The sequence below is a fragment of the Bacteroides sp. A1C1 genome (assembly GCF_004328515.1).
Classification (GTDB): domain Bacteria; phylum Bacteroidota; class Bacteroidia; order Bacteroidales; family Bacteroidaceae; genus Bacteroides; species Bacteroides uniformis.
The window spans coordinates 420,200-445,928 of record NZ_CP036491.1; the positions used below are offsets into that span (position 1 = coordinate 420,200).

Annotated in this window: 23 protein-coding genes; 6 read left to right on the forward strand and 17 right to left on the reverse strand. The window is 47.9% G+C overall.

Annotated elements, in window-relative coordinates; genetic code table 11:
• Window positions 1-10: 10 nt before the first annotated feature.
• Window positions 11-493: a UpxZ family transcription anti-terminator antagonist gene (locus tag EYA81_RS01810; protein ID WP_008664854.1), complete on the reverse strand. Its 483-nt coding sequence runs from the start codon at window positions 491-493 to the stop codon at window positions 11-13.
• 45 nt (window positions 494-538) lie between these two features.
• Window positions 539-1,072, reverse strand: coding sequence for a UpxY family transcription antiterminator (locus EYA81_RS01815; RefSeq protein ID WP_035448818.1), 534 nt, complete (start codon window positions 1,070-1,072; stop codon window positions 539-541).
• Between the two features lie 1,394 nt (window positions 1,073-2,466).
• Between EYA81_RS01815 and EYA81_RS01825 the strand changes: the two genes are divergently transcribed.
• The 3 genes from EYA81_RS01825 to EYA81_RS01835 all read left to right on the forward strand — a co-directional run bounded on the left by EYA81_RS01825 (window position 2,467) and on the right by EYA81_RS01835 (window position 4,672).
• Window positions 2,467-2,931, forward strand: a complete 465-nt coding sequence (locus EYA81_RS01825; protein ID WP_005831367.1) for a DUF4494 domain-containing protein — start codon at window positions 2,467-2,469, stop codon at window positions 2,929-2,931.
• A 79-nt stretch (window positions 2,932-3,010) separates the two neighbouring features.
• The gene (locus EYA81_RS01830; RefSeq protein WP_039162784.1) at window positions 3,011-3,676 is read left to right on the forward strand and encodes a YggS family pyridoxal phosphate-dependent enzyme; all 666 of its coding nucleotides are present in this window, start codon (window positions 3,011-3,013) and stop codon (window positions 3,674-3,676) included.
• Window positions 3,677-3,694: 18 nt separating this feature from the next.
• Window positions 3,695-4,672 (forward strand): dihydroorotate dehydrogenase-like protein, encoded by a 978-nt coding sequence (locus EYA81_RS01835; protein ID WP_035448822.1) that lies wholly within the window; start codon window positions 3,695-3,697, stop codon window positions 4,670-4,672.
• A gap of 94 nt (window positions 4,673-4,766) precedes the next feature.
• On the opposite strand, the gene EYA81_RS01840 is transcribed toward EYA81_RS01835, so the two are convergent.
• Window positions 4,767-6,671, reverse strand: a complete 1,905-nt coding sequence (locus tag EYA81_RS01840; protein ID WP_035448824.1) for a nucleoside-diphosphate sugar epimerase/dehydratase — start codon at window positions 6,669-6,671, stop codon at window positions 4,767-4,769.
• A gap of 184 nt (window positions 6,672-6,855) precedes the next feature.
• Window positions 6,856-8,181 (reverse strand): PhoH family protein, encoded by a 1,326-nt coding sequence (locus EYA81_RS01845; RefSeq protein WP_035448826.1) that lies wholly within the window; start codon window positions 8,179-8,181, stop codon window positions 6,856-6,858.
• A 168-nt stretch (window positions 8,182-8,349) separates the two neighbouring features.
• Here EYA81_RS01845 and EYA81_RS01850 point away from each other — a divergent pair, with 168 nt between their 5' ends.
• Window positions 8,350-9,603, forward strand: coding sequence for a folylpolyglutamate synthase/dihydrofolate synthase family protein (locus EYA81_RS01850; RefSeq protein ID WP_035448828.1), 1,254 nt, complete (start codon window positions 8,350-8,352; stop codon window positions 9,601-9,603).
• On the opposite strand, the gene EYA81_RS01855 is transcribed toward EYA81_RS01850, so the two are convergent.
• From EYA81_RS01855 to dnaN, 7 genes are all read right to left on the reverse strand, one after another.
• Window positions 9,571-9,945, reverse strand: a complete 375-nt coding sequence (locus EYA81_RS01855) for a RidA family protein (protein ID WP_035448830.1) — start codon at window positions 9,943-9,945, stop codon at window positions 9,571-9,573. The two genes, EYA81_RS01850 and EYA81_RS01855, sit on opposite strands and share 33 nt — an antisense overlap.
• A gap of 226 nt (window positions 9,946-10,171) precedes the next feature.
• Window positions 10,172-11,875 carry a tetratricopeptide repeat protein gene (locus tag EYA81_RS01860; protein WP_035448831.1) on the reverse strand — a complete coding sequence of 568 codons (1,704 nt, stop codon included), beginning with the start codon at window positions 11,873-11,875 and terminating at the stop codon, window positions 10,172-10,174.
• Window positions 11,876-11,878: 3 nt separating this feature from the next.
• Window positions 11,879-12,619: a 23S rRNA (guanosine(2251)-2'-O)-methyltransferase RlmB gene (gene rlmB / locus EYA81_RS01865; protein WP_005831382.1), complete on the reverse strand. Its 741-nt coding sequence runs from the start codon at window positions 12,617-12,619 to the stop codon at window positions 11,879-11,881.
• 28 nt (window positions 12,620-12,647) lie between these two features.
• Entirely contained in the window at window positions 12,648-14,318 is a 1,671-nt protein-coding gene (gene recN / locus EYA81_RS01870; RefSeq protein WP_035448833.1) for a DNA repair protein RecN, read from the reverse strand.
• A gap of 26 nt (window positions 14,319-14,344) precedes the next feature.
• Window positions 14,345-15,574, reverse strand: coding sequence for a bifunctional phosphopantothenoylcysteine decarboxylase/phosphopantothenate--cysteine ligase CoaBC (coaBC, locus tag EYA81_RS01875; protein ID WP_035448834.1), 1,230 nt, complete (start codon window positions 15,572-15,574; stop codon window positions 14,345-14,347).
• Window positions 15,575-16,345, reverse strand: a complete 771-nt coding sequence (locus tag EYA81_RS01880) for a 3'-5' exonuclease (RefSeq protein WP_005831385.1) — start codon at window positions 16,343-16,345, stop codon at window positions 15,575-15,577.
• 138 nt (window positions 16,346-16,483) lie between these two features.
• Window positions 16,484-17,608 carry a DNA polymerase III subunit beta gene (gene dnaN / locus EYA81_RS01885; RefSeq protein WP_005831387.1) on the reverse strand — a complete coding sequence of 375 codons (1,125 nt, stop codon included), beginning with the start codon at window positions 17,606-17,608 and terminating at the stop codon, window positions 16,484-16,486.
• A gap of 187 nt (window positions 17,609-17,795) precedes the next feature.
• On the opposite strand from dnaN, the gene EYA81_RS01890 reads away from it, so the two are divergent.
• Window positions 17,796-18,164: a DUF3127 domain-containing protein gene (locus EYA81_RS01890; protein ID WP_005831391.1), complete on the forward strand. Its 369-nt coding sequence runs from the start codon at window positions 17,796-17,798 to the stop codon at window positions 18,162-18,164.
• 167 nt (window positions 18,165-18,331) lie between these two features.
• Here EYA81_RS01890 and EYA81_RS01895 read toward each other — a convergent pair whose 3' ends face one another.
• The 5 genes from EYA81_RS01895 to EYA81_RS01915 form a co-directional block, all read right to left on the reverse strand.
• Window positions 18,332-19,966 carry a DUF3352 domain-containing protein gene (locus EYA81_RS01895; protein ID WP_005831393.1) on the reverse strand — a complete coding sequence of 545 codons (1,635 nt, stop codon included), beginning with the start codon at window positions 19,964-19,966 and terminating at the stop codon, window positions 18,332-18,334.
• A 72-nt stretch (window positions 19,967-20,038) separates the two neighbouring features.
• Entirely contained in the window at window positions 20,039-20,806 is a 768-nt protein-coding gene (locus EYA81_RS01900) for an MBL fold metallo-hydrolase (protein ID WP_005832365.1), read from the reverse strand.
• 70 nt (window positions 20,807-20,876) lie between these two features.
• On the reverse strand, window positions 20,877-21,863 hold the full coding sequence (murB, locus tag EYA81_RS01905; RefSeq protein WP_005831398.1) for a UDP-N-acetylmuramate dehydrogenase: 987 nt from the start codon (window positions 21,861-21,863) through the stop codon (window positions 20,877-20,879).
• A gap of 16 nt (window positions 21,864-21,879) precedes the next feature.
• Window positions 21,880-22,728, reverse strand: a complete 849-nt coding sequence (locus EYA81_RS01910; RefSeq protein ID WP_005831399.1) for a DUF4348 domain-containing protein — start codon at window positions 22,726-22,728, stop codon at window positions 21,880-21,882.
• Between the two features lie 20 nt (window positions 22,729-22,748).
• Entirely contained in the window at window positions 22,749-23,705 is a 957-nt protein-coding gene (locus EYA81_RS01915; RefSeq protein WP_005831407.1) for an NAD-dependent epimerase/dehydratase family protein, read from the reverse strand.
• Between the two features lie 153 nt (window positions 23,706-23,858).
• Here EYA81_RS01915 and kbl point away from each other — a divergent pair, with 153 nt between their 5' ends.
• Window positions 23,859-25,046, forward strand: coding sequence for a glycine C-acetyltransferase (gene kbl, locus EYA81_RS01920; protein WP_005831412.1), 1,188 nt, complete (start codon window positions 23,859-23,861; stop codon window positions 25,044-25,046).
• 141 nt (window positions 25,047-25,187) lie between these two features.
• Here kbl and EYA81_RS01925 read toward each other — a convergent pair whose 3' ends face one another.
• A complete protein-coding gene (locus tag EYA81_RS01925) occupies window positions 25,188-25,670 on the reverse strand; it encodes a ferritin (protein WP_005831414.1) in 483 nt (160 codons plus the stop codon).
• Between the last annotated feature and the right edge of the window lie 59 nt (window positions 25,671-25,729).

Consider the following 25,729-nt stretch of genomic DNA (forward strand, 5'->3'; position numbering starts at 1 on the left):
CACCCAAATCCTATTCCACTTCCTCAAACGGATATGGATTCTCTTCGATATTCTTCAATTCTTCGATGATTTCAGTTTGTTCCGAACTCAAATTATCTTTGTTCCAACCTTCAATAATCGCATAGGCTTCTTGAAACAAAACCTCTTCATAAACCTCCCCATATGTATAAGTCAGTAGTCGGACTTTAAGTAAAGAAGCAGGCAACTGCTCCAAAACAAGACAAATCCGATTCAATACCATTTGTTTCTTTTGCTCCTTATCCCCATCATCATAAATGGTAGCATTATACCCCATCAAAAGAGCCAGACACAAATTCGCCTCCTCTTCAACATCGGAACTCTGAGCAGAAAAAAGAGAATCGGACTTAACAAGCACTTCCTTATTCAACCGGCAAAAAGTGTCGGAATAGACCGGCTCACCGTCCATACCAAGATACATCAGCTCATGAGCTGCATGCTGAAGCTCAAGAGCACGGGAAGTTAAATCATTCATTATTATGATATATGATTAAAATATAAGATTATACTTATTTAGAAGTCACCCGATTATTTTCAGATAGGATTTGGGGACTTTGACACTTGCAGTCAAAAGGTCTTTAATGCGGATAACAACGTATGTTTTATTGGCTTCGATGGCAACCTCACCTTCAATACCGCTGAGTTCGCCTTTGATAACTTTTACTTTATGCCCAACAGTCAGAATTTCGCTATCAAGGCTGACACCGTCAGGATTCAAATCCATTACGAACATAAAGTCCTCCATTTGCTTATCCGGTACCACTAGCATGGAATGCGTGGAAAGGTCCTTCATATAAAAAAGGGGGACATTATAGATGTTGGAAATATCGCAGGCTGTCTGCTTGGTGGAATGAACAAATACCAGATTGCGGATTACTGGAACTTCGCTACGCTTACGACGATACTTCAATTGAGAAATGACAAAACGCGTGGGAAGATAATAGTCAAGCTCCAAATGCTCTTCCGATTTAAGTCGGTCCAAAGATTTCCGGACTGTGAATTCCTGCTTGTCACGGGTGCGAGCCGCAAACCAATATTTCTGTTGTTCAGTCACTTAGAAATTTTCTTTCGAATGAATTAGCTCAGTTCCGGGTGCGCTTCGCGGTTTGAACGAGACATTTTCCCACCCAAACCGTATTGTACACTTTTGCAATGATAATAAGCTATTAAAGAAGATATTAGACTCATAGAAGTGTCCAATAAACGTTCGTTTAATGAACGCAAAGATAAGCTGTATTTTTTGAACTAACAAAATGTTTAATAAAAATATTCCCAAAGTGATTTCTGTTTCATATTAATCTATTGAATTTCAGCAGTGTACGTCTAATATTTAACATATTAAAGTTCTGTTCCTTTTTAACTTTTATACCTCTACTTATTTTCTTAAAAATAGACGTTTATTAAACGAACGTTTAAAAAACACCTCATCATTTCCAATATATCATTCTACATTCCAATATCTTACCCTTATAAATGCATTATTGAAGTTTCGTAAATATACCTACTGATAAATGGGAATTTATCGCACAGAACGCAAGTGAAATAAAAGCCCACTTCCATAACCTATGGAGAGAGTGAAAGCCCATGGATTTCTATCTAAAACACAAGCATTACTTTACTTTTCGCCCTTTGTTTGTCCACTGTTGCATAGGGAATTAATAACGCCTAACGGCCATGAACAGCTCTGCTAATGGCCATGAAGCAATCGTTTAACGACCATAAGCAGGGTTGTTCATGGCCGTTAGACGTCACTAACTCCAAGGCTTTTACAGATGAAGTACGTAGCCCGCGCCTATTGCGCACAAGGTGCAAACGTATTGTACAGCAACTTAAAAGGCATTAGACTCCACTATTCATAGTCAGGCAAACTCGAAAATGCAGGAAAACTACACCGACCGATTTATGTAACCCACGCGCGGTATTATGGTAGAGGATAATAAGTTACGGCAAAACTCAGACGTTTTTGGCAGGTGGAAGCAAATTTTGCTTCCACCTTTTCAGGTTGCTTCCACCGCAGGGTAAATGCCGATGGATAGGGAGATACAGGAGGTGGGTGGAAGTGTGGAAGCAAAACAGATGCAAATTTATGTTTCAGCAACACACCTCAAGTTTTAAAAAAGATGTAGTACAAAGGCATAAAATATAATAAGTGTTACAAATACACACTTTATGCCCCGACACTCTTGCAAATGTCGAAAAAGTCCGTACCTTTGCAATGTGTTTTTCATAGTATTAGATTTAAGGTTAACAAAGGTTGGAGTACAGCGGTACTCCTTTTTTTATGCCCATACGTACCGTCCCGGTTCTCCAATAAAATTTTCACGTAAAATGCAAGGCAACTTTTTATATCCATTTAGTTTTTGGCTATCTTTGCACTGCTTTCGGCGGGCATAGGCACGCATAAAGCAGCTTAACTAACAATAAATCAATAATTAAAAACAGAAAATTATGGCAATGCATACATGGTTTGAATGTAAGATCCGTTACGAGAAAACAATGGAAAATGGAATGAACAAGAAGGTGACCGAACCGTACCTGGTAGATGCCCTCAGTTTTACAGAAGCGGAAGCACGCATCATCGAAGAGATGACGCCGTTCATTTCGGGAGAGTTCACCGTATCGGACATCAAACGTGCCAACTATAGCGAATTGTTCCCCAGCGAAGAGGAAGCTGCCGACCGCTGGTTTAAATGTAAACTGGTTTTCATCACACTGGACGAGAAAAGCGGTGCGGAAAAGAAAACCTCTACCCAGGTATTGGTGCAGGCTGCCGACTTGCGTGATGCAGTGAAGAAACTGGATGAGGGCATGAAAGGCACAATGGCCGACTATCAGATAGCATCTGTAGCGGAAACCGCCATTATGGATGTATATCCGTACAGTGCAGAGCCCGACGACAAACCGGAAGTTTAATTTAAGTTATGAGTTATAAGTTATGAATTATTATTGTGACCCATAACTTATAACTCATAACTCATAACTCAAAAAAACGATGATTGCAGAGAATTTAAAACAAGTACTGAGCGAACTGCCTGAAAAGGTACGGCTGGTGGCTGTTTCCAAATTTCACCCCAACGAGGCGATAGAAGAAGCGTATCGTGCCGGCCAGCGTGTGTTCGGAGAAAGTAAGGTGCAGGAAATGACTGCCAAATACGAAAGTCTGCCCAAAGACATAGAATGGCATTTCATCGGGCATCTGCAAACAAACAAAATAAAATATATCGTTCCTTACGTAGCGCTGATTCATGGCATAGACTCCTACAAGCTGTTGGCCGAAGTGAACAAGCAGGCTGCCAAAGCCGGAAAAACCGTCAACTGCCTGCTGCAGCTGCACATTGCCCGGGAAGAGACCAAGTTTGGATTCAGCTTTGACGAATGCCGGGAAATGCTGGCAGCCGGTGAATGGAGAAAGCTCAATCATATCCGGATATGCGGATTGATGGGCATGGCCACAAATACGGACAATGACGAACAAATCAAAACTGAGTTTTGTTCTTTAAGTAGCTTCTTCAATGAAGTGAAAACCAAGTGGTTTGCCGATGCAGAGTCATTCCGGGAATTGTCCATGGGAATGTCTCACGATTACCACGAGGCCATTGCAGCCGGGAGCACCTTAATACGTGTAGGAAGCAAGATTTTTGGAGAAAGAAACTATTAACCATAAAAAATCATTATCATGGCAACATTAGAAACTACTTTTGCAGGGCTGAAACTCAGAAACCCCATTATCGTCAGCAGCTCCGGACTGACAGACAGCGCCGCCAAGAACCAGAAACTATCTGAGGCCGGCGCAGGTGCCATTGTGCTAAAATCACTCTTTGAAGAGCAAATCATGATGGAGGCTGACTGGATGGGAGACCCGAACATGTACCCCGAAGGCAGTGACTACCTTGTAGGATATATCCGCGAACATAAGCTGGGTGAATATCTGAACCTGATTAAGGAAAGCAAAAAGGTTTGCAATATCCCCATCATAGCCAGCATCAACTGCTATCAGAATGCCGACTGGGTGGAATTTGCCGCCAAAATAGAAGAAGCCGGTGCAGACGCACTGGAAATCAATATCCTTGCACTGCAGACGGATGTACAATATGTTTACGGCAGTTTCGAGCAACGCCACATCGACATTCTGAGCCACATCAAGAAGACGGTCAAGATACCCGTCATCATGAAGCTGGGTGACAACCTGACCAACCCGATAGCGCTGATAGACCAGCTGTACGCCAACGGTGCCGCCGCAGTAGTGCTGTTCAACCGCTTCTACCAGCCGGACATCAACATTGAGAAAATGATACAAGTATCCGGTAACGTATTCAGCAATGAAGCCGATTTGTCCAAAGCCCTGCGCTGGATAGGCATCGCTTCGGCAGCCGTAAACAAACTCGATTATGCTGCTTCCGGTGGTATCCACTCGCCCGAAGGCGTTGTCAAGGCAATATTGGCAGGTGCTTCGGCCGTAGAGATATGCAGTGTGCTTTATCAGAATTCAGCTACCATCATTGAAGAATACATCCGCTTCCTCAACTTGTGGATGGACCGCAAAGGTATGGAAACCATCAGCCAGTTCAAAGGTATTCTGAACGTAAACGACCCGAAGGGAGTCAATACTTTCGAACGTACACAGTTCTTGAAATACTTCTCTTCACATGAATGAGACAAAAGGCTGACAAGAAGACAATAAAATTGAAAGGGTGATAACACTACAATGACGTTATCACCCTTTCATTTTATACTATACCGCTATCTTTTTATTTCTTCTTATCCAGCGCCTCAAAGCAGGAATTCTTGCTCACGAATTCCGGAACAATATCCTTCATGGCAGCAACAATTTTCATCTGGTCATAGGTGTAACTTACATCAATCAGCTTCTGGATACGCTCCTTCACCTCGTCATAGTCATACTCACGCACCGTGGCAATCATAATCTTCTCATGATAGGTGGGCTTTGTAAGCTCCTTCACATTCAAGAGTTCCTCGTAGAGCTTCTCGCCATGACGGAGACCGGTAAATTCAATCTTCACATCCGTACGTCCGGAAAGGCTGATCATACGCTTGGCAAGGTCCACAATCTTCACCGGCTTACCCATGTCGAAGATATAGATTTCACCGCCGTTGCCCATACTGCCGGCCTCAAGAACAAGGCGGCAAGCTTCGGGAATGGTCATGAAGTAACGGATTATCTCAGGATGGGTCACTGTCACCGGGCCGCCACGCTGAATCTGGTCGCGGAAACGGGGAATGACAGAACCGTTGGAACCCAGCACATTGCCGAAACGCGTAGTGATGAACTGAGTGGCATGGCCTCCCTCCTTCTGCAACTTCTTCGCAAGAGACTGCACATAAATCTCGCAAATACGCTTGGAACAGCCCATCACGTTTGTAGGGTTAACAGCCTTGTCCGTAGAAATCATCACAAACTTCTCGGCACCGTATTTCACGGCAAGATCGGCAACGGTGCGCGTACCGAATACGTTCACCTGGATGGACTCGGAAACGTTGTCCTCCATCATCGGCACATGCTTGTAGGCGGCCGCATGGAAAATATACTGGGGCTTGAACTCCCTGAAGATATCCTCCATGCGCGTGGCATTGGAGATGTCGGCTATGATGGTCTCGGCATCGATGTCGCGCCAACGGTCCTGAAGTTCCAGACGGATGTCATGCAGAGGAGTCTCGGCTTGGTCCACTAAAATAAGCTTGTAGGGATTGAACGAAGCCACCTGGCGCATGATTTCGCTGCCGATAGAACCGGCGGCGCCCGTAATCATCACACGCTTGCCTTCCAGATGAGAGGCAACCTTATGGATATCTATCTCGATGGGATTGCGCTGAAGCAAGTCCTCAATCTGAATTTCCTTCAGCTGCGTACGGCTCAGCGCCTGACCGTTCCACTCACTCAAGGGGGGTGCGGTCATCAGTTTGATGTTGTGCACCAGCAGGCGGTCAGCCATGTCGGACTTCTTCAGTTCCTCCATCTTGGCGGGAGAAATGATGATGGTCTGCACATCCCGGTCGTTCAGCACATCAATCAGCGTATCGTCGTTAGGGAACACCTTGACACCCATCATCACCTTATTGATAAGTTCAGGTTCGTCCGCAATGAATCCGCGCAGACGGTAGTGGTTGCGCAGATTGACACGCAATGCCTTGGCAATGTTGACCCCGGCTTCCTTGGCACCGTAAATGAACACATTGGCACTATGGGTGCCGTCGAAGTTCAGCGCCTCGAAGAAAGTCTTGACAATCACACGGGAGCATGCCATCATGGCAAAGCTGATGATATAGGACATGAACAGCACGCTGACCGGAGCCAGGTTAAACTCCAAATAGCTTTCCGTCAGGACGCTCGTTATCATCAGCAGTGCATACGACACCGTCAATGACACAAAAATGCGCATGATATCCACAAAGGAGGAAAAGCGCAGTACATTGGAATACGTACGGAAAACACGGAAGAAAATCAGGTTGACAGCAACCGTCCATAAAATGGTCTTGTCAATGGTAGATGATTCCAGAAAAATGCTTCTGAAATCATATCGGAGAGCATAGGCCAACAGACTGGATATGACGATGATAAATACATCAATTAACAGAATAGTCCATATCGGAAGCACTTTCGCGGAAAGATACCGATGAAAAAAATTTCGCTTCATTTCGCTTGACAGTTTTGTTTTAGGCGAGGCAAAGATACACTATTTTAGTCAAAACAGACAATAAATCGATAAAAAAATGTTATAACAATTATTTATCGTCTATAAAGAAACCATCCCACCTCCCCCGTTTTAACAGTCAGAAAGCGGGATAGAAATAGTTTTGCCCCGGAAAATGCGGTATCCGCTACATCAGATTACTTGCCAACTCGCTCAACTGGCTGCGCTCCCCTTTCACCAGATTGACATGGGCAAACAAATTCTGGTCTCTCATGCGGTCTATCATATAGACAAGCCCGTTGGACTGACTGTCCAGATAGGGTTGGTCTATCTGCTGAATATCACCGGTAAACACCATTTTTGTACCTTCGCCGGCACGGGTGATGATGGTCTTAATCTCATGTGGGGTCAGGTTCTGGGCTTCATCGATAATACAGTAGGTTTCGCTCAAGCTGCGCCCACGGATAAAGGCTAATGCCTCGATGACCAATTGTTCACTTTTTTGCATATCCTCCAAGCGTTTCACTTCAGAGGAATTGGCAGCGAACTGATGCTTGATTACATTCAAATTATCGAACAAAGGCTGCATGTAAGGAGCCACTTTCTCATTGGCATCACCAGGAAGGAATCCAAGGTCTTTATTGGATAAGGCCACGATGGGACGTGCCAGAAGAATCTGCTTGTAGTCGGTAAGTTTTCCCAATGCGGCAGCCAGCGCCAACAAAGTCTTGCCGGTTCCCGCCTTACCGGTCAAGGCAACCAGCTTGATGTTCGGGTCGTTCAGCACCTCAAAAGCAAAGCTCTGCTCGGCATTACGCGGTTCAATGCCATAATTCCTTGTCTTGTTGACCCGACAAATCGAATGGGTAAAGGGATTATAACGTGCAAGCACACTGCTGCGGTCACTCTTCAGCACAAAGCATTCGTTGGGGCGAATGATGTCCTTAAAATCGAACTCGTTGATGTCCAGTCCTTCTTTGGAAGAATAAATGCGGTCTATCAGCACAGGGTCAATACCCTCGAACACTTCATTCGACTTTTCGAATATATCCACATTGATTACCTTATCATTGATATAGTCTTCGCACAGCAGACCGATGGAACGCGCCTTCATGCGCAGATTCACGTCTTTCGTGACAAGGATGGTTTTCATTTTAGGCTTTTTGGTGGAAAGCCAGTCCACTACCGACAGAATCTGATGGTCGGGGATGCGTTCGGGAAAGGAATCACGTACTCGGGGAGAGTCCACCATGCCTGCCACCACAAACAGACGGCCCAAGCCCTCTCCCAATGGCGCCCCTTTGGTGAACAGATTGTCATCGGTAATCAAATCTAGCTCACGGACGAACTCACGCGCATTGAAATTAATCTGCTCATTACCTTTCTTGAATTTGTCCAGTTCTTCAAGGACTACGATGGGAAGATAAATGTCATTCTCTTGAAAATTCTTCAAACAATTATAATCGTGAAGAATCACATTCGTATCAATCACAAAATTTTTCTTAGCTCCCATACACGTTAGATTTAAATTGTTAATACCTTTGCATAAGCTTAAGATAAGCTACACTGCAAGCAATTTCAAGCAAGCTTGATTGCGTTCGGTCTGCATTATCTTTGTCGCTTTTAAAGATAACAAATTAATAGGGAGAAAGGATTGCTTCTCCGTTAAATATTATAAAAGATGGATTATCAGGACACTTTAACTTACTTATATAACAGTGTGCCCATGTTTCAGCAAGTGGGCGGCTCAGCATACAAGGAAGGATTGGAAAACACTCTGACCCTGGACGCACACTTCGAACATCCCCACCGCAGTTTCCGCAGCATTCATGTGGCCGGTACCAATGGAAAGGGCTCCTGCTCGCATACGCTTGCCGCCATACTGCAAGAGGCAGGATACAGGGTCGGGCTCTATACCTCGCCCCATCTGGTGGATTTCCGGGAGCGCATCCGGATTAATGGACAGCCTATACCCGAGGAATACGTCATCCGTTTTGTAGAGCAGGAACGTGGCTTCTTCGAACCCCTCCATCCCTCTTTCTTTGAGCTGACCACTGCCATGGCCTTCCGCTACTTTGCCGATGAGAAGGTGGATGTAGCCGTAATCGAGGTGGGACTAGGCGGACGCCTGGACTGTACCAATATCATCCGTCCGGATGTATGCATCATCACCAACATCAGTTTTGACCATACCCAATTCCTGGGGGACACCTTAGCAAAAATCGCAGGAGAGAAGGCAGGAATCATCAAAAGCGGTATCCCCGTTGTAATCGGCGAGACCACTCCCGAAACGAAACCGGTATTTCTGGAAAAAGCACAGACAACGGGTGCTCCCATCTACTTTGCCGAGGAGAATGACCGTGAAGACTATCCCGGAATAGAATACGAACTGAAAGGACTCTACCAGCAGAAAAATGCCCGGACCATCCTCACCGCCCTCCCGCTACTGAAAGAAGCCGGCTACCGGCTGGACGGACAAGCAGTGCGCAGTGGCTTTGCCCGTGTGGTGGAACTGACGGGCTTGATGGGACGCTGGCAAAAACTGCAGGACTCGCCCACCCTGATTTGTGACACCGGCCACAATGTGGGAGGCATCACCTACATTACAGAACAACTGAAACAGCAGGCTTACCGCCAGCTACACATCATCATAGGCATGGTGAATGACAAGGATATACGGGGGGTACTGGCCCTGCTGCCCCGGGAAGCGACCTACTACTTCACCAAAGCCAGCGTGAAGCGAGCATTGCCCGAAAGCGAACTACAGGAGCTTGCCGAAGCAGCAGGTCTGGAAGGACATTGCTATCCTGATGTACCTGCCGCCGTGCGGGCTGCACAAGAAAAAAGCCTCCCGGAAGATTTCATCTTCGTGGGAGGCAGCAGTTTCATTGTGGCCGACTTGTTAGCGAACCGCGATGCACTCAATCTCTACTAAGGCATCTTTGGGCAGCGCCTTCACTGCCACAGCCGAACGTGCCGGGAAAGCACCGTCAAAATAAGTGGCATATACCTTGTTCATATCAGCGAACAAGGACATGTCTGCCAGGAAAACGGTTGTCTTCACAATATTCGCCATGCTCAGACCTGCCTCTTCCAGGATATGCTTTATATTCTCCAAGGACTGGCGGGCTTGCGCTTCCGCACCTTCAGCCATCACTCCGGTAGCTGCGTCAATAGGCAACTGACCTGATACAAATACCATTCCGCCGGCTTCGATAGCCTGGCTATAAGGGCCTATGGCGCCCGGTGCCTTCTGGCTGCAAATCACTTTCTTCATGATTGTCAAAGTTTGTTTTTATTAATAATCGAGTCTATTTTCCTTTTTTGAAATAAAAAAATCCGAAGTATATGCAGTATTCCGGAAATCCACGCATTTTATAAATAAAACAACGTAATTTCACTCATAACCTGTTATACCTAGACTTAACTCATTTAACACGGGGGAGTTCCCCAAAACAGAGGCTCTGCTTGCGAAAGCAGAGCCTTTATTCTATCCCATCCCTTTACTTGCAATGCTTCTCAATCAAAGCATCCACATTGGGGTCACCCAATTCCTTTGCCTTGGCAAAGCTGGCACAAGCTTCCTTATCCTTCTTCATCTGCAGCTGGGCGATACCCATCAGACGATAGGCCTCGGCATAGTTAGGGTCTTTCTCCAAGGCAGTCTTCAGCACATTCAACGCCTCCTCGTAACGTCCCACGCGAAGATTCACCACTGCCAGTTCGGCACGGTAGGTCAAATCCTCCGGATTCAGTTCGATGGCCTTCGCCATATCGTCCAGCGCACGCTGGTACTGCTTGGCCTTCAAGGCAGCCTGCTCACGGTAATAGTAGAACATGTCGTTCACTTTACCGTTCACGGCATTGTAATAGGCGTCATAATCCAACATGGCATTACGCGCCTGGTCTGCATTCATGCGGGCTTGGGCACGCTCCAGCAAGTAAGGGGCAGCTTCCTCCGTATAGGGCTGGGTAAAGCGGGCCACACAGCTGTCCATCAGAGCCAGTACCTCTTCGGCAGGCGCCTGCATCAATTCCTTGGTCTTGGCGGCACTGAAGAAGGTAGCCGGAGAGGCCAGAATGGTCTTGTTCACTTTATCATAGCTGGTAAATGCCGACGGATAGTCCTGCTTGGCAAACTGGATGTCACCCTCCAATTGGACATAAACCGGAAGCTCGTCAATGGCTATCGCTTTCCGTACCTCGCCCAGAGCTTTGTCGAGCGACCAATCCTTATAAACTTTCTCGGGCTTGCCCAATGCATAATTATAGATTATCTTGGCCCGGTTGTAATACACATCATCTTTCTTTGCAGCAACCTCCAAAGCCTTATCCATATCTGCGGCAACCTTATCCATGGAAACATCTTCACGGGACATGAACAGATGCTGGGAAGCACGGCGCAGATAACCGTCGGCACTGGCAGGATATTGTGCAATGAAATCATTCAGAGTCTCCATATACTTCTCCGGAGACAGTTGGGAAGAAGCCATGTAGAGGAATACCAAAGCCTGCTCTTCGGTATCGGGCAATGCCTTCTTGATACCGATGCCCTTCAATGACATATCTCCATAAGACAATGCGGAGATATTCTGCGACATGGCGAAATTGGCATCAATAGCATAGCAGATGGTAGCCGTGTCTTGTCCGGAGGACTTCTGCGCAAGGCCGAAGACCTGCCCGTCCACAGTCATCAGCGGACAACTCACCATCTTGTCCTTCAGACGCATATCGAGCGTATAATAGGAATAGTTGCCGGAAATCTTATCAGCTTCCTTTACTTTCCCGGCAGTGTAGGAACGGTCTTTCTGGGTGGAATAAGGCAGCAGATATACATCCGCACCGGCAGCCGGAGCCACAGCAGCCAAAGTGAGTGCCGTGACTTTCTTTCCGGGGATACCGACACGGAACTTGACAACATCGTACATGTCATCGGCCCCCATAATGGCCTCCACCGGCATCTGTGTCCCGTCCGAGCTCATCACAACGGCGCGCCGGGCACCTTTGAACAAGGTGTAGTCAGAAAGCGCAACGCCATCTTCAGTGACAAAAAAGCCGTTTCCAGTATTCAGTATCTTATCGTTCTGGTCGTAGGTCACCACCGAAAAAACGGCACGTTTGGCTTTGTCTACCCACTTCGGGGCTTGTGCCACACTCCACTGAGCCAATAAACAGAGAGTGAGCATCAACAGCAATTTCTTTTTCATATCTTAGTTGGTTCTTTGTTTTACCGCTTCATAAATCAAAATGCCGGCTGCAACGGAAACATTGAGGGACTCGATGGTTCCCAACATGGGAATCTTCACCCACTCGTCACACAACGCCAGGTTGTCATAGGACACCCCCTTGTCTTCGGCACCCATAATGATGCACATCGGACCGGTATAGTCGGCTTTGGTATAGTCGTAATCGCCTTTCTCCGTGGCTGCCACAATATGGAAACCACTATTCTTGAGGAATTGCAGGGTCTCTTTCAAGCTGTGTTCGCGGCAAACGGGCAAAGTGTGCAAGGCTCCTGCCGAGGTTTTCATGGCGTCTGCGTTGACTGATACACTGTTCCGTGCAGGGATAATCACGGCATCTACCGCCGCACACTCGCAAGTACGGGCAATGGCACCGAAATTGCGGACATCCGTGATGCCGTCGAGCATCACAAACAGAGGATTCTTGCCCTGCTCGAAAAGGAAAGGTACCAAGTCCTCCGTCTTCTGGTAAGTGACTGAAGAGATGAAGGCAATTACTCCCTGGTGATTCTTCCGCGTCACGCGGTTGATGCGTTCCACCGGAACGCGCTGTACCGGTATCAAAGTCCCTTTCAAGACAGCGAACAGCTCTTTTGACAAATCACTCTGAATGTCCTTCTTTACCAATATCTTGTCTATCTCTTTTCCTGCCTGAATGGCTTCTATCACGGCACGAACGCCGAAAATCATTTCACTGTTATCAACCATATATGGGTATTTACTATTTGACGATTTACTATTTACTATTTGATACTTCCAGCAATGCTCTGGCATTGTTCAGTGCGGCTTCGGTCAGCTTAGCACCACTCAGCATATGGGCTATTTCTTCCACACGTTCATCGTCGGTCAGACGACGGATGTGACTGTTTGTTTCCGTCTCGTTGTCCTGCTTGTACACCTTATAATGGGCGCATCCGCGGGCAGCAATCTGGGGCAGATGGGTGATACTGATTACCTGGCGGTCCTGCTCGCCCATCTCCTGCATGATATCCGCCATGCGGTCGGCTATCTCGCCGGAGACTCCGGTATCTATTTCGTCGAATACAATGGTAGGAAGCTTGACGGCACCGGCTATCATTGCTTTGATGGAGAGCATGACGCGGGCTATTTCACCACCCGAAGCAACGGAGGAGACGCTTTGCAATGCCCCGTTCTTATTCGCGGAAAACAAGAAGTTCACAGTATCCGCCCCGTGTATGCCCGGCTCTTTGCGGGCACCTATCTCTACCTGGAAACGGACATTGGGCATGCCCAACGGAACCAGCCGCGCAGCCATCTGCTTCTCCACTTCACGGGCAGCGGCAGTACGCGCCTTGGTGAGGACGGCAGCCTGCTTTTTCACCTTATTATATAAAGCGTCGCAACGCGCTTTCAGTTCCTCGATGTGCTCGTCGGACGAAGTGATAGCGGAGAGTTTGGCGGCGTATTCATCCGTCAACGCCAGAAGTTCACCGACAGTGGAAACGCGGTGCTTCTGTTGGAGCGTATAAATCAAGTTCAGACGTTCGTTCACTTCATCCAGACGTTCGGGGTTGAACTCTATTTCATCCTCCTTACCCGACACTTCCTGCGAAATATCCTTCAACTCGATATAAGTGCTTTCCATGCGTTCGGCAAGTTCCCCGGCAACCGGATAAACCCTCTGCAGGCCAAGCATCGTGTTCAGGCATTCCTTCAGCCCGGACAACAAGCCTCCTTCGTCCGAGTAGAGCGTCTGCCCTACCCGATAGAGTCCGGCCTTTATCTCTTCCGCATGGCTCAGCGTATCTGCCTCTTGCTCCAGCTCCTCCTGCTCACCGGCAGACAAGTGTGCCTCTTCCAACTGTTCCAGTTGGAAACGGATATAGTCTTCGTCCGACTTATCCTGATTGGCACGGGCAACAAGGGCCTCCAAATCCTGCTGTGCCTGCTTCCATGCTCCGAAGATATGCTGGTAAGCAGACAAGGCCTCTTCGTTATGCGACAAGATGTCCAGTACATTCAACTGAAATCCCTCCTTGTTCAGCAAAAGGTTCTGATGCTGGGAATGCACGTCAATCAGCTGTTCTCCCAACTCCTTCATCTGAGCCAATGAAGCAGGCGTGTCATTGATGAATGCCCGGCTCTTGCCCGAAGCGGACACCTCGCGGCGCAGGATGCATTCTTCCTCGTACTCCAACTCATTCTCCCCAAAGAAAGGCTGCATACCGTAAGCGGAAATATCAAAACGGGCCTCGATAATGCACTTCGAAGCTCCTACACGAATGGCTTTCACATCGGCACGCTGTCCCAGCAGCAGACCGATGGCACCCAGAATAATGGATTTTCCAGCACCGGTCTCACCCGTTATCACCGAGAAACCGCTGCTGAAGCTGATATCGAGCTTTTCAATAAGCGCATAATTCTGTATGTAAAGCGAACGCAACATAAGGATATTGACGATTTGACGATTTACTATTTACTATTTAAATCTTTCACCAGACGGTCTACGATGTCGGCAGCCACTTCGGCTTTGGACTTCAAGGGGTAGTCCGTCTTTCCCTGGTGGTCTATGATACTGATTTTATTGGTATCGCAACGAAAACCGGCTCCCTTGTCGTTCAGGGAGTTCAGCACGATGAAGTCCAGATTCTTGCGGTTGAGCTTGTCTTCCGCATTCATCTGCTCGTTATGAGTCTCAAGGGCAAAGCCTACGAGGAGGCGCCGTTGGTGCTCTGTATCGTTCTTCAGATTGCCTAAGAAAGCGGCTATGTCGCGGGTAGGTTTCAAGTTCAAACTCATCTCCCCGGTCTTTTCACGTTTGATTTTCTCATCGGCAACTTGTTCGGGAGTATAGTCTGCCACAGCAGCCGTCAAGATGGCGGCATCGGCATGGACAAAGGCTGCGGATGCAGCATCGAACATCTCCTGCGCCGACTCTACCGCATGGTACTGGTGCATCGGGAAGTAAGTGCCTTGCTGCACCGGACCGGCAATCAGTATCACCTTGGCCCCTCTGGCGGTACATTCATCTGCCAGGGCAAGTCCCATCTTACCGGAAGAATAGTTGCCGATGAAGCGCACCGGGTCTATCTTCTCATAAGTAGGTCCTGCGGTTATCATCACTGTCTTGCCCACCAGGTCGCCCTCTTTGGCAGCAAAGTACATTTCCAGGTGGCGGATGATATTCTCCGGCTCCTCCATACGGCCTTTCCCCACCAGATGGCTGGCGAGTTCTCCCGTAGCAGGTTCTATGATGTGGTTTCCATAAGAGCGGAGTGTATCCAGATTCTTTTGGGTGGAAGGATGGGCATACATGTCCAGGTCCATGGCAGGCGCCACAAACACCGGAGCTTTGGCGGAAAGATAGGTGGTAATCAGCATATTGTCTGCCACGCCATTCGCCATCTTGCCGATGGTGGAAGCCGTAGCCGGGGCTATCAGCATGGCATCTGCCCACAGACCGAGGTCCACATGGCTGTTCCAGGTGCCATCGCGTTGGGCAAAGAACTCACTGATAACCGGTTTGCTGGTCAGGGCAGAGAGCGTGATAGGGGTAATAAATTCTTTTCCGGCAGGCGTAATGACCACCTGCACCTCTGCACCACGCTTAATCAGTCCGCGAATAATATAGCATGCTTTATAGGCGGCAATGCTGCCCGTAATGCCCAATACTATTTTCTTCCCTTTCAGTATATTTGCCATTTATTTCTGAGTCATTTCACGCAGACGTATCTTGGTCAGCGTGGCTTTGGTATTCAGGGTAAAATCACTGTTCAGAATCCAGCTGTAATAGCCGGGATCGCGCTTCAGGACATCGGATACCGACATGCCCTTGTACTTGCCGAAGTTGAATACTTCCACACCTTTGTCATCGTAGACCATACGACCGGCAAAGTCCACATTCTTGTTGAAGCTGGAATAGTCGGCAAGGAAAGCCACGTCATTCTGCAACTCCGGATAGCGGTCCAACTGCGACATCAGCACTTCGTAGGTGGCACGTGTATCAGCCTCTGCCGTATGGGCGTCTTCCAGATTCTTGCCGCAATAGAATTTATAGGCAGCAGACAGCGTGCGTTGCTCCATCTTGTGGAAAATGACCTGCACGTCCACAAACTTGCGGCGGCTCATGTCAATGTCCACACCGGCACGAAGGAACTCTTCCGCCAGGACGGGGATATCAAAACGGTTGGAGTTGAAGCCCGCCAAGTCGCATCCTTCAATGTCATTGGCAATGTTGCGCGCCACTTCCTTGAATGTGGGGCAGTCGGCTATATCGGCATCGTAGATGCCATGAACGGCAGATGCTTCGGCAGGAATGGGCATTTCGGGATTGATACGCATGGTTTTGGACTCCTCATTCCCGTTGGGATATACCTTGAGATAACAGATTTCGACAATTCGGTCTGAGTTGATATTGGTACCCGTAGTCTCCAAATCAAAAAAGACTATCGGATTTTTCAGATTCAATTTCATTGTTTTTTCGTTTTATAAGCTCTGGCTATGAGCTATAAATTATAAGTTTAACTTACAAGCCACGAGCTACAAGTACCGTGCGGCATAATTGCGCAGCCACTTGTAGCTCGTAGCTCATAACCCGATTGCTAATATTCATCAGTCATTCAACATCATCGGCATCAGCAGCATCAGCAGGTCTTCGTTCTCTTCCTGCTCTACCGGAATAATGACACCTGCACGTGAAGGATCTGCCAGTTCGATAACGATTTCATCGGCAGAAATGTTATTCAGAATGTCAATCAGGAAAGTGGACTTGAAACCGATGCTCATCGGATTGCCCGCATACTGGCAAACCAGTGTTTCTTCGGCCGATGTAGAGAAATCGATGTCCTGTGCGGAGATGACAATTAGATTCTCCTGCATGCGCAGCTTGATAAGGCTGCTTGCCTGCGAAGAGAAGATAGACACGCGGCGCAAAGCACCGAGCAGTTGCAGACGGTCTACCGTCACTTTATAAGGGTTGTTCTGCGGAATCACAGAGTTGTAGTTGGGATAGCGCCCTTCAATAAGGCGGCATACCATGCGGTAGCTTTCCAATGTGAACACAGCGTTGCGTTCGTCGAACTCGATAGTCACCATACCTTGTTCCTTCGGTAGCAGGTTCTTCATCAGGGAAGCCGGCTTCTTGGGCAGGATAAAGGCAGCACGCTCGTTGCCCTTGGCGGCCAGTGTCTTGCAGCGCACCAGTTTATGACCGTCCGATGCCACCATCGTGATATCCTCCGTTGTGATATCGAAATAGATACCGTTCATCACAGGACGAAGTTCGTCATCAGCTGTGGCAAACACGGCACGGTTGATGCCACCCAGCAACACTTGTGCATCCATTTCCACACGTACGGCATTGTCACCCAACATGGCGGACTGCGGGAACTCGTCTGCATTCTGCCCCATCAGACTGTATTTACCGTTCTGATACTGTACCGTGATTTCAAGGGAATCCGTATTGATTTCAAAAGTCAACGGTTGTTCGGGAATTTCCTTCAAAGCGTCCAAAAGGGTTTTGGCTGTGACGGCAAAACGGCCGTCCATATCACTTTCATTCACTTCGACTGTAGTGACCATCGTCGTTTCACTGTCGGAAACAGTTGCAGACAAGGTTCCGTCTTGCAGTTCAAAGAGGAAACAATCCAAAATAGGCAACGCATTCTTCGAATTAATCACACGGCTGATAGCCTGCAAATGACTGGAGAGCGCAGTACTCGAAACGATAAATTTCATATCTTCTGTATATTTAAGTTTTTTATTTTGCTAACGTCTTAGAAACCGTTTTTATCTTTTTCAAACTGACGGACAAAGTTAAAAAAAGAATTCCCTACGACAAAGAAATAGCAAGAAAAAACAGCCGAATATTCGTCTCATATTCCTAAAAAATTGTAACTTCGCCGCATCATTTAAAAAGAAAACAATGGAATTTACAGGAAAAATCATCGCTATACTCCAGCCCAGAGGCGGAGTTTCCAAGTCAGGTAACGAATGGAAATCACAAGAATATGTGATTGAAGACCATGGCCAATATCCGCGCAAAATGTGTTTTGACGTATTTGGAGCGGACAAAATCGAACAGTTCAATATTCAGATGGGCGAAGAGCTGACAGTATCTTTTGATGTAGACGCACGCCAATGGCAAGACCGTTGGTTCAACAGTATTCGCGCATGGAAGGTAGAACGCGTAAGCACTGCCGCACCCGCTCCGGGCGCTCCCGTTCCGCCGCCGGCTCCCACTGCCGCACCGGAATTCCTCGCAGGGGATGCAAAGGATGACCTGCCGTTCTAAGAATATGTTATAATTCACCACAGATTGCACAGATTAACACAGTTTATTCTAGAATTTTGATAATCAAGAATTTTTAGCTGTTTTAATCTGTGCAATCTGTGGTGAGTGTGTATTTTGACTTTCCTCGTGCTTATTTTCCCTCAGCACTCTACAGAATGACCGATTAATCACCCTTTATAAAGCAATACGATATTCGGATAAACCACCCCTTCTGTACAAGTGAATTGTACTGCAAGCATGAAATGACGGAAGAAGTTGGATTGACGGAAGAAGAAGTTCGGTATCAGACGCACATACGTTTCAGGCTGGCTCAGCATCATCTCCATATCCACCATCATCACAAAATTATATATGGGTGAAAGACTGCCTATACCCTCTTCGTACACCGGTGTTCCGTCTAACACATCTCCACTCTCCACCGCCTCAATATAGGCCGAAAGGCTCAGTGCATCGGGAGCCAGCAACAGACTACCCCGATAGAAACAGGCAAAGGTATAAAGGGCAGACTCCGTGATGCCCGTCAGCTGAGTGAGCAGCGTGTTACGGGGCAACACATATTTAGGGAACTTCCTTGCTTTGGGATACAACGAATTATTTGAAACCACCTTCGGCATAAGCGGAGCATCCTCTTCCTTGGGGGTACTGTAAAGCAGAGACTGCAAGCGGCGTTCCGCTGCCAGTTCATCCTTGAGAGGGATACACATCACGGCGCAAGGCAGCTTGTCCAACGTGTCTTTAGACTGGAACAAGCAAGACATCACGCTCTCGCCCGCATGCTCATTCAAGTAAGCAATCCACTCCTCGTCGCGCTGCTTGATATAGTCTGAATAGGTGGCCTTGGCATACTCCTGACTGGCAGTAAAGCCAAACCAGGAATTTCTGTCAGACATTGCCCAGCGATCGTAAAAGAAAGTGGAAGACGGAAGCAGAGCCCCGGAAAATCCGTCCTCTACCGGCTGCTGCACCCGCAAGGCATTGATAAACGTCTGTGTGGAATCCGACCCATGGCTGATGCCGGAGCAATAAATGGCATCTTCATTGAACTTCATGTCAAACTCCGCCCAACTGCCCAGCTGCGTCTGCGAACGGATACCGTCCGTAGGCTTCCCCATATCCACTCCTTTCATACGCACATAGACCGTGGCAGCCACGTTACTCTGCTTGCCCGCGTACATAGTGCGGAAAGAAGGGAGGTTCATCAGGGACTTTTTGCTGCGCCGCGCATCAATCACATGTTCTATCAAACGCTTCTGGAAACTTACAACCAGAAAATCGGGAGTGAAGTAGGCAGCCAGGAAACGACCGTCTGCCATGGGATAGATACGTATCTCCTCTCCCTTGTAATCGAAATACTTGGAAGGAAACGAACTGGAGCAGTACTTCTCCACAAAAGATTCCACCAACTCATAATCACCCGAACCCAAACTGCAATACAATACTTGGTTCATCGGTGTATCCGGCTCGTGAAAGCTAATCAGCATCTTGTTCATCTGTTTACTCAGTCCATGCGGAGTATCCTCCACCAAAGTATACAAATACTTCTTCAAGTAAACAAAAAGCTCCGATACGTATAGAAAATGATTGTCTTTGCTGCAATTCAGTTCATTGATATCCTCCACGAGGTCTGCCATACGGTCGGTTTCGAGTATGGCTGTGGCATCTTGCGGCACCAAAGTATAAAGATTGAAATCCTGCCGGTTCTCCACCGAATTCAACCGCAGGAAAGAATACACACCAAAACCGGTACATAGCAGCACTATGGACACAACGACAGCTATCTGTATGAGGAGTCGGAGTTTCATGGCATTTATTCATCAACTTTTGGCAAAAATAGCATTTTCTACTAATAAAACAAAACAAATGTTTCAAAAAGTTTAGAAATCTATTTCAAGTCCATCGTAGGCAAAGTGTACATGGGGTGGCAGCTGCTTTTCGATATCGGCATGAAGCCCTGCATGATGGCTCATATGGATGAAATAGGTCTCTTTGGCACCAATACGTCCGGCAGCCTCCAACGCCTCCGAAATACTCTGGTGCGTAGGATGCGGCTTTGGCCGTAAAGCATTCATTACCAAAACGTCCAAGCCCTTCAATTGTTCATAAGATTCCTCAGGCATCATGTGCATATCCGTGATATATCCCAGCCGGCCGCCAATGCGGTAGCCCAGGATGGGAAGCCTGCCGTGCATCACCCGTAAAGGCAGCACTTCCGTCCGGTTGATGTGGAACACCTGCCCCGCCTCCACTTCCTGCAGATAGATACGCGGAACTCCCGGATATACCTTATCGACAAAGCAGTAAGGCATCCTTGCCCGCAGATGGGCAGCAGTGTAGGCATCGGAATAGATAGGAATATCGGCAAAACGACCGAACGGGCGCAAATCATCCAGACCACCCACATGGTCATAGTGTTCGTGTGTCACCAGTACGCCGTCTATCTTCTCAAAAGAAGAAGCACGCAGCATCTGTTCCCTGAAGTCAGGACCACAATCTATCAATATCACCGCATCATCCGTATGCAGCAGGGATGACGCACGCAAGCGGTTGTCCCGCGGGTCAGTGGAAGTGCAGACCGGACAAGTACAGCCTATCTCAGGCACACCGGTCGAAGTTCCACTTCCTAATATTCTGAGTTTTCCCATTGACTAAATCAAATAAATTTCTAAAATCAGGTTATATACAACAATGTTTGGGTGTGTCAAAACTCTCTTACTATTTTATCAAACAAACTTCCGGGTGAATATCAATGCCGAATTTCTCGCGGACAGAAGCCCGCACGGCATCCGAAAGAGCGACAATATCCGCTCCCGTGGCACCACCCGAGTTCACCAGCACCAACGCCTGCCGGCCGTGCACCGCAGCAGGCCCCAGCGCCTTGCCTTTCCAGCCACACCGGTCTATCATCCAGGCAGCCGGTATCTTTACCCGACCGGCATCCACATCATAGTGGGGCATGTCCGGATATTCCCGTTGCAAAGACTCGAACTGCCGACGCGGCACGATGGGGTTCATAAAAAAACTACCCGCATTGCCCAGCACCTTCGGGTCGGGCAACTTGCTTTGACGGATGTCTATAATCACGCGGCGCAAAATTTCCAGATTCAGCACCGGATATTTCTCCAGCTCCTGCCGGATAGTACCGTAATCCAATGTATAATGTTCCCGTTTACCCAGGCAGAAGTTCACGTAAGTCACAAACACGGTCTTCATCTCCGGTTGCTTAAACAAGCTCTTTCTGTAGGAGTAGCCGCATTCGTCCACCCCGTAGATACGCTTCTCCCTTGCCATGTTTATGGTTTCCACGGATGTTATCAGGTCCTTTACTTCCACACCATAGGCACCGATATTCTGTACTGCGCTCGCCCCCACCTCACCCGGTATCAGCGAAAGGTTCTCGGCACCATACCAATGCCGCTCCACACAGTAGGCCACAAAATCGTCCCATACCACACCGGCGCCCACACGCACCGACACGTGCTCCTCATCCTCTGACGTCACCTCCAGGCCACCGATACGTGAATGCAGCACCGTGCCTTCATAATCCTTAATAAAGAGCAGGTTGCTCCCTCCACCGATATGCAGCCAGGGCGCAACGACCTGTCCTGCTGCAATCAGCTCCCGCAGTTCATCCTCCGAACCGTATTCCAGAAATCTTGCAGCAGTAACATCAATTCCAAATGTATTGGGTATCTTCTTCAAACCTTTCCTCCTTTATTTAAATGCTCGTGTCTTCATATTTGTACAGCTCCCATCCTTTACTGCGTTTGCGGAAATAGAAGATATTGGAGTATCCGTTGCCTATACCATTTACCTTCAGTATTTTGGTATCCGACAAGTCCTCATTCTTCTGTCCGTAATTGATATTAGACAATCTGTCGGTAGGCATTACCGGACGAAAGGCATACCACTGGTCCACATCCAAAGTAGTTTCCAGAATAGAAAACTCGTCATCAGGGTCTATGGTGATGAATTGTAGCGGATGCCTGATATGCTTGCTCTGATAGACACTGTCCGTCACAAAACGGGTATAGAATTCCACGAAGTCCTCATTTTCACCTTTCTCCATCTCGCGCAGGTTAATGGCCTCGAGCATCCACATTCCCCGCTTCCGTTCAAAATAATAACGCTTCACCATACGCGTTTTCAAGAAAATCCACTCCACTTGCACCGATGTCAGCGTAGTATCGCCCACCATGTCCATATCCTCTTCCTTATCAAAAAGCAAGGTGTAATAGTTCTGCTTGGTAAACAGATAATCATGCTTCCAAAACTCTTCCTCTATCTTTGACGGCGTGTCACGATTGTAATAGGGCAAAGGGAATACCGTCCTCTGCCTTTGCAGGGCATCATCCGAAGCATAATTGAAGATAAAATCATCAAACAGCTCGTCTGCCTCCATCGGCTTCGGTTCTTCCTTCACTTCTGCTTCCAGCAGCGTATCGGCCTTGTGACCGGCCGAATCCACCATTTCCGTAATGGTAGCAAAGGGATCCATTTTCGCCTTTTTGTTTCCGCACGAAATCAAAAAGGTGAACAACAAAAATCCCAATAAAAGTTTTTTCATTCTTTACGGACCGCTTACGGTCACTTGTTTAATTTAGCTCTTAATTTCTCAAGCATGTCTACGGTCATGGACTCCAGGTCGTACTGCGGCATCCAGTCCCATTCCTCGCGTGCACAAGAGTCATCCAGAGAGTCGGGCCAGCTGTCGGCAATGGCCTGCTTCAGCGGATCAATCTCGTATGCCATCTCAAAATCAGGCATATGCTTCTTAATTTCCTGATAAATCTGTTCCGGGTCAAAACTCATGGAGGCGATGTTGAAAGCGTTGCGGTGCTTCAGCCTTGCCGGTGCCGCTTCCATCAGCGAGATGGCCGCGTTCAGTGCGTCGGGCATATACATCATATCCATATACGTGCCGGCCTTCACCGGACATACGAATTTTTCTCCCTTCACGGCAGAGTAGAAAATATCCACCGCATAGTCCGTAGTGCCGCCACCCGGAGGGGTCACGTTCGAAATGATTCCCGGAAAACGTACCGAGCGTGTATCCACACCATATTTTGTATAGTAATAGTCACTCAACAATTCAGTCGTCACTTTTGTCACCCCATACATGGTACGCGGACGCTGGATAGTGTCCTGCGGTGTCTTCACATGAGGCGTAGCTTCGCCGAACGAACCGATGGAACTCGGAGTAAACACGGCACAATTGTACTCACGTGCCACTTCCAGTACATTCCACAACCCGTCGATACCGATTTTCCAAGCCATGGCCGGACGGCTTTCGGCAACTACCGAGAGCAAGGCAGCCAGGTTGTAGATAGTATCAATCTTGAACTGACGTGCCACCACCTCGATGGACTGACGGTCTGTCACGTCGGCAATGGCCGAAGGGCCGGATGCTTTCAATTCTCCCTTGGGCATAGCACTCGGAATGTATCCTGCCACAACATGGTCATCGCCATAACGTTTGCGCAACTCCAGCGTGAGTTCCGACCCAATCTGTCCGGTAGCTCCAATTACCAAAATATTCTTCATACGAGTTATTTATAAGGTTTCGTTATTATATATGGTGCAAATATACATACTTTTTTTTCATATTTCTGCCATATTGATATTGTTTATTCCAAGAAAAATGATGTTCTTTGTGGGAAATGTAATGACAACGTATTACCTAAAAAATAAAATGCTATGTACGGTAAAATGAAAGACCATCTCAGCAAGACACTTGCTGAAATAAAAGAAGCCGGACTCTACAAGGAAGAGCGACTGATTGAGAGTGCACAACAAGCTGCCATCAGCGTAAAAGGCAAAGAGGTGCTGAACTTCTGTGCCAACAATTACCTGGGACTGTCCAACCACCCGCGGCTGATTGCCGCCGCCCAGCAGATTATGGAACGCCGCGGATACGGCATGTCGTCCGTACGCTTCATCTGCGGAACACAGGACATCCACAAGGAGCTGGAAGCAGCCATCTCCGACTACTTCAAGACTGAAGACACCATTCTCTACGCCGCTTGTTTCGACGCCAATGGCGGTGTGTTCGAGCCCCTCTTCACCGAGGAAGACGCCATCATCTCGGACTCCCTGAACCATGCTTCCATCATTGACGGCGTACGCCTCTGCAAAGCCAAACGCTATCGCTACGCCAATGCCGACATGGCCGACCTGGAAAGATGCCTGCAGGAAGCCCAGGCACAGCGTTTCCGTATCGTGGTTACAGACGGGGTATTTTCCATGGACGGCAACGTTGCCCCGATGGACCGGATTTGCGACCTTGCCGAGAAATACGACGCGCTGGTCATGGTGGACGAATCACACTCCGCCGGCGTGGTAGGCCCTACGGGACACGGCGTAAGCGAACAATACGGCACCTACGGACGCGTGGACATCTATACCGGAACCTTGGGCAAAGCCTTTGGCGGCGCTTTGGGAGGATTCACTACCGGACGCAAGGAAATCATCGACCTGCTGCGCCAACGCAGCCGTCCGTACCTCTTCTCCAACTCATTGGCTCCGGGCATCATCGGCGCCAGCCTCGAGGTATTCAAGATGCTCAAAGAGAGCAATGCCCTGCATGACAAACTGCTGGAAAACGTGAACTACTTCCGCGACAAGATGACCGCCGCCGGTTTCGACATCAAGCCGACACAAAGCGCCATCTGCGCCGTCATGCTGTATGATGCCAAACTCTCCCAGATTTATGCCACCCGCATGCAGGAAGAAGGCATCTACGTCACCGGCTTCTACTACCCCGTAGTGCCCAAAGACCAGGCACGCATCCGCGTACAAATCTCTGCCGGACACGAAAAGGAGCATCTGGACAAATGTATCGCTGCATTTATTAAGGTGGGGAAAGAGCTGGGAGTGCTGAAATGAGTGATAAGTTATAAGTTATTTGCTTGTGCTTTCCCTTGCGGATATAAGCCCTTCATCAACAAATAACTCACAACTTATAACTCATAACTAAAAAAAATCCCGCGACTAAAATTAGCCGCGGGATTTTTTTTAGTTTCTCTCTTATCTACGTTCTCCCAGTTTTGAGTCAACGAAGAAGATTCCGGCATCACCGGCTTTCTTTATCATATCTACAATGCCGTCGGCAGTAGCTTCTTCTTCTACCTGCTCGCGCACGAATCCCCAAAGGAAGTCTTGTGTAGCCTTATCTTTTTCGGCAGAGGCAACATCTACCAATTCATCAATCATTTTGGAAACACGGCGTTCGTGCTGGGCTACCTGCTCGAACACTTCCAGTGGAGTACCGAAGTCATTGGGAACAACATCAATCTTGTCCAGTTTGGCCTTACCGCCACGCTTGATGATATAAGAAGCCATTTCACAAGCATGAGCTTTTTCTTCAGAAGCCTGCTTCTTCAACCAGGAAGCCATGCCGTTATAACCTTCTTTCTCCATATAGAAAGACATTGCCAGATAAAGGTTGGAAGACCACATCTCAGCCGTAATCTGCTCATTAATTGCATTCTGTAATTTTTCTGTAATCATAATCGTATTTATTTAAATTGAAATCATTACAAAAGTAACAAGAAACCTTAAAAGTTGTT

Coding starts and splice junctions, on each gene's coding strand:
- EYA81_RS01810 (WP_008664854.1), bottom strand. CDS start 493: ATGAATGATTTAACTTCCCGTGCTCTTGAGCTTCAGCATGCAGCTCAT.
- EYA81_RS01825 (WP_005831367.1), top strand. CDS start 2,467: ATGGCAATGCATACATGGTTTGAATGTAAGATCCGTTACGAGAAAACA.
- EYA81_RS01830 (WP_039162784.1), top strand. CDS start 3,011: ATGATTGCAGAGAATTTAAAACAAGTACTGAGCGAACTGCCTGAAAAG.
- EYA81_RS01835 (WP_035448822.1), top strand. CDS start 3,695: ATGGCAACATTAGAAACTACTTTTGCAGGGCTGAAACTCAGAAACCCC.
- EYA81_RS01840 (WP_035448824.1), bottom strand. CDS start 6,671: ATGAAGCGAAATTTTTTTCATCGGTATCTTTCCGCGAAAGTGCTTCCG.
- EYA81_RS01845 (WP_035448826.1), bottom strand. CDS start 8,181: ATGGGAGCTAAGAAAAATTTTGTGATTGATACGAATGTGATTCTTCAC.
- EYA81_RS01850 (WP_035448828.1), top strand. CDS start 8,350: ATGGATTATCAGGACACTTTAACTTACTTATATAACAGTGTGCCCATG.
- EYA81_RS01855 (WP_035448830.1), bottom strand. CDS start 9,945: ATGAAGAAAGTGATTTGCAGCCAGAAGGCACCGGGCGCCATAGGCCCT.
- EYA81_RS01860 (WP_035448831.1), bottom strand. CDS start 11,875: ATGAAAAAGAAATTGCTGTTGATGCTCACTCTCTGTTTATTGGCTCAG.
- rlmB (WP_005831382.1), bottom strand. CDS start 12,619: ATGGTTGATAACAGTGAAATGATTTTCGGCGTTCGTGCCGTGATAGAA.
- recN (WP_035448833.1), bottom strand. CDS start 14,318: ATGTTGCGTTCGCTTTACATACAGAATTATGCGCTTATTGAAAAGCTC.
- coaBC (WP_035448834.1), bottom strand. CDS start 15,574: ATGGCAAATATACTGAAAGGGAAGAAAATAGTATTGGGCATTACGGGC.
- EYA81_RS01880 (WP_005831385.1), bottom strand. CDS start 16,345: ATGAAATTGAATCTGAAAAATCCGATAGTCTTTTTTGATTTGGAGACT.
- dnaN (WP_005831387.1), bottom strand. CDS start 17,608: ATGAAATTTATCGTTTCGAGTACTGCGCTCTCCAGTCATTTGCAGGCT.
- EYA81_RS01890 (WP_005831391.1), top strand. CDS start 17,796: ATGGAATTTACAGGAAAAATCATCGCTATACTCCAGCCCAGAGGCGGA.
- EYA81_RS01895 (WP_005831393.1), bottom strand. CDS start 19,966: ATGAAACTCCGACTCCTCATACAGATAGCTGTCGTTGTGTCCATAGTG.
- EYA81_RS01900 (WP_005832365.1), bottom strand. CDS start 20,806: ATGGGAAAACTCAGAATATTAGGAAGTGGAACTTCGACCGGTGTGCCT.
- EYA81_RS01910 (WP_005831399.1), bottom strand. CDS start 22,728: ATGAAAAAACTTTTATTGGGATTTTTGTTGTTCACCTTTTTGATTTCG.
- EYA81_RS01915 (WP_005831407.1), bottom strand. CDS start 23,705: ATGAAGAATATTTTGGTAATTGGAGCTACCGGACAGATTGGGTCGGAA.
- kbl (WP_005831412.1), top strand. CDS start 23,859: ATGTACGGTAAAATGAAAGACCATCTCAGCAAGACACTTGCTGAAATA.
- EYA81_RS01925 (WP_005831414.1), bottom strand. CDS start 25,670: ATGATTACAGAAAAATTACAGAATGCAATTAATGAGCAGATTACGGCT.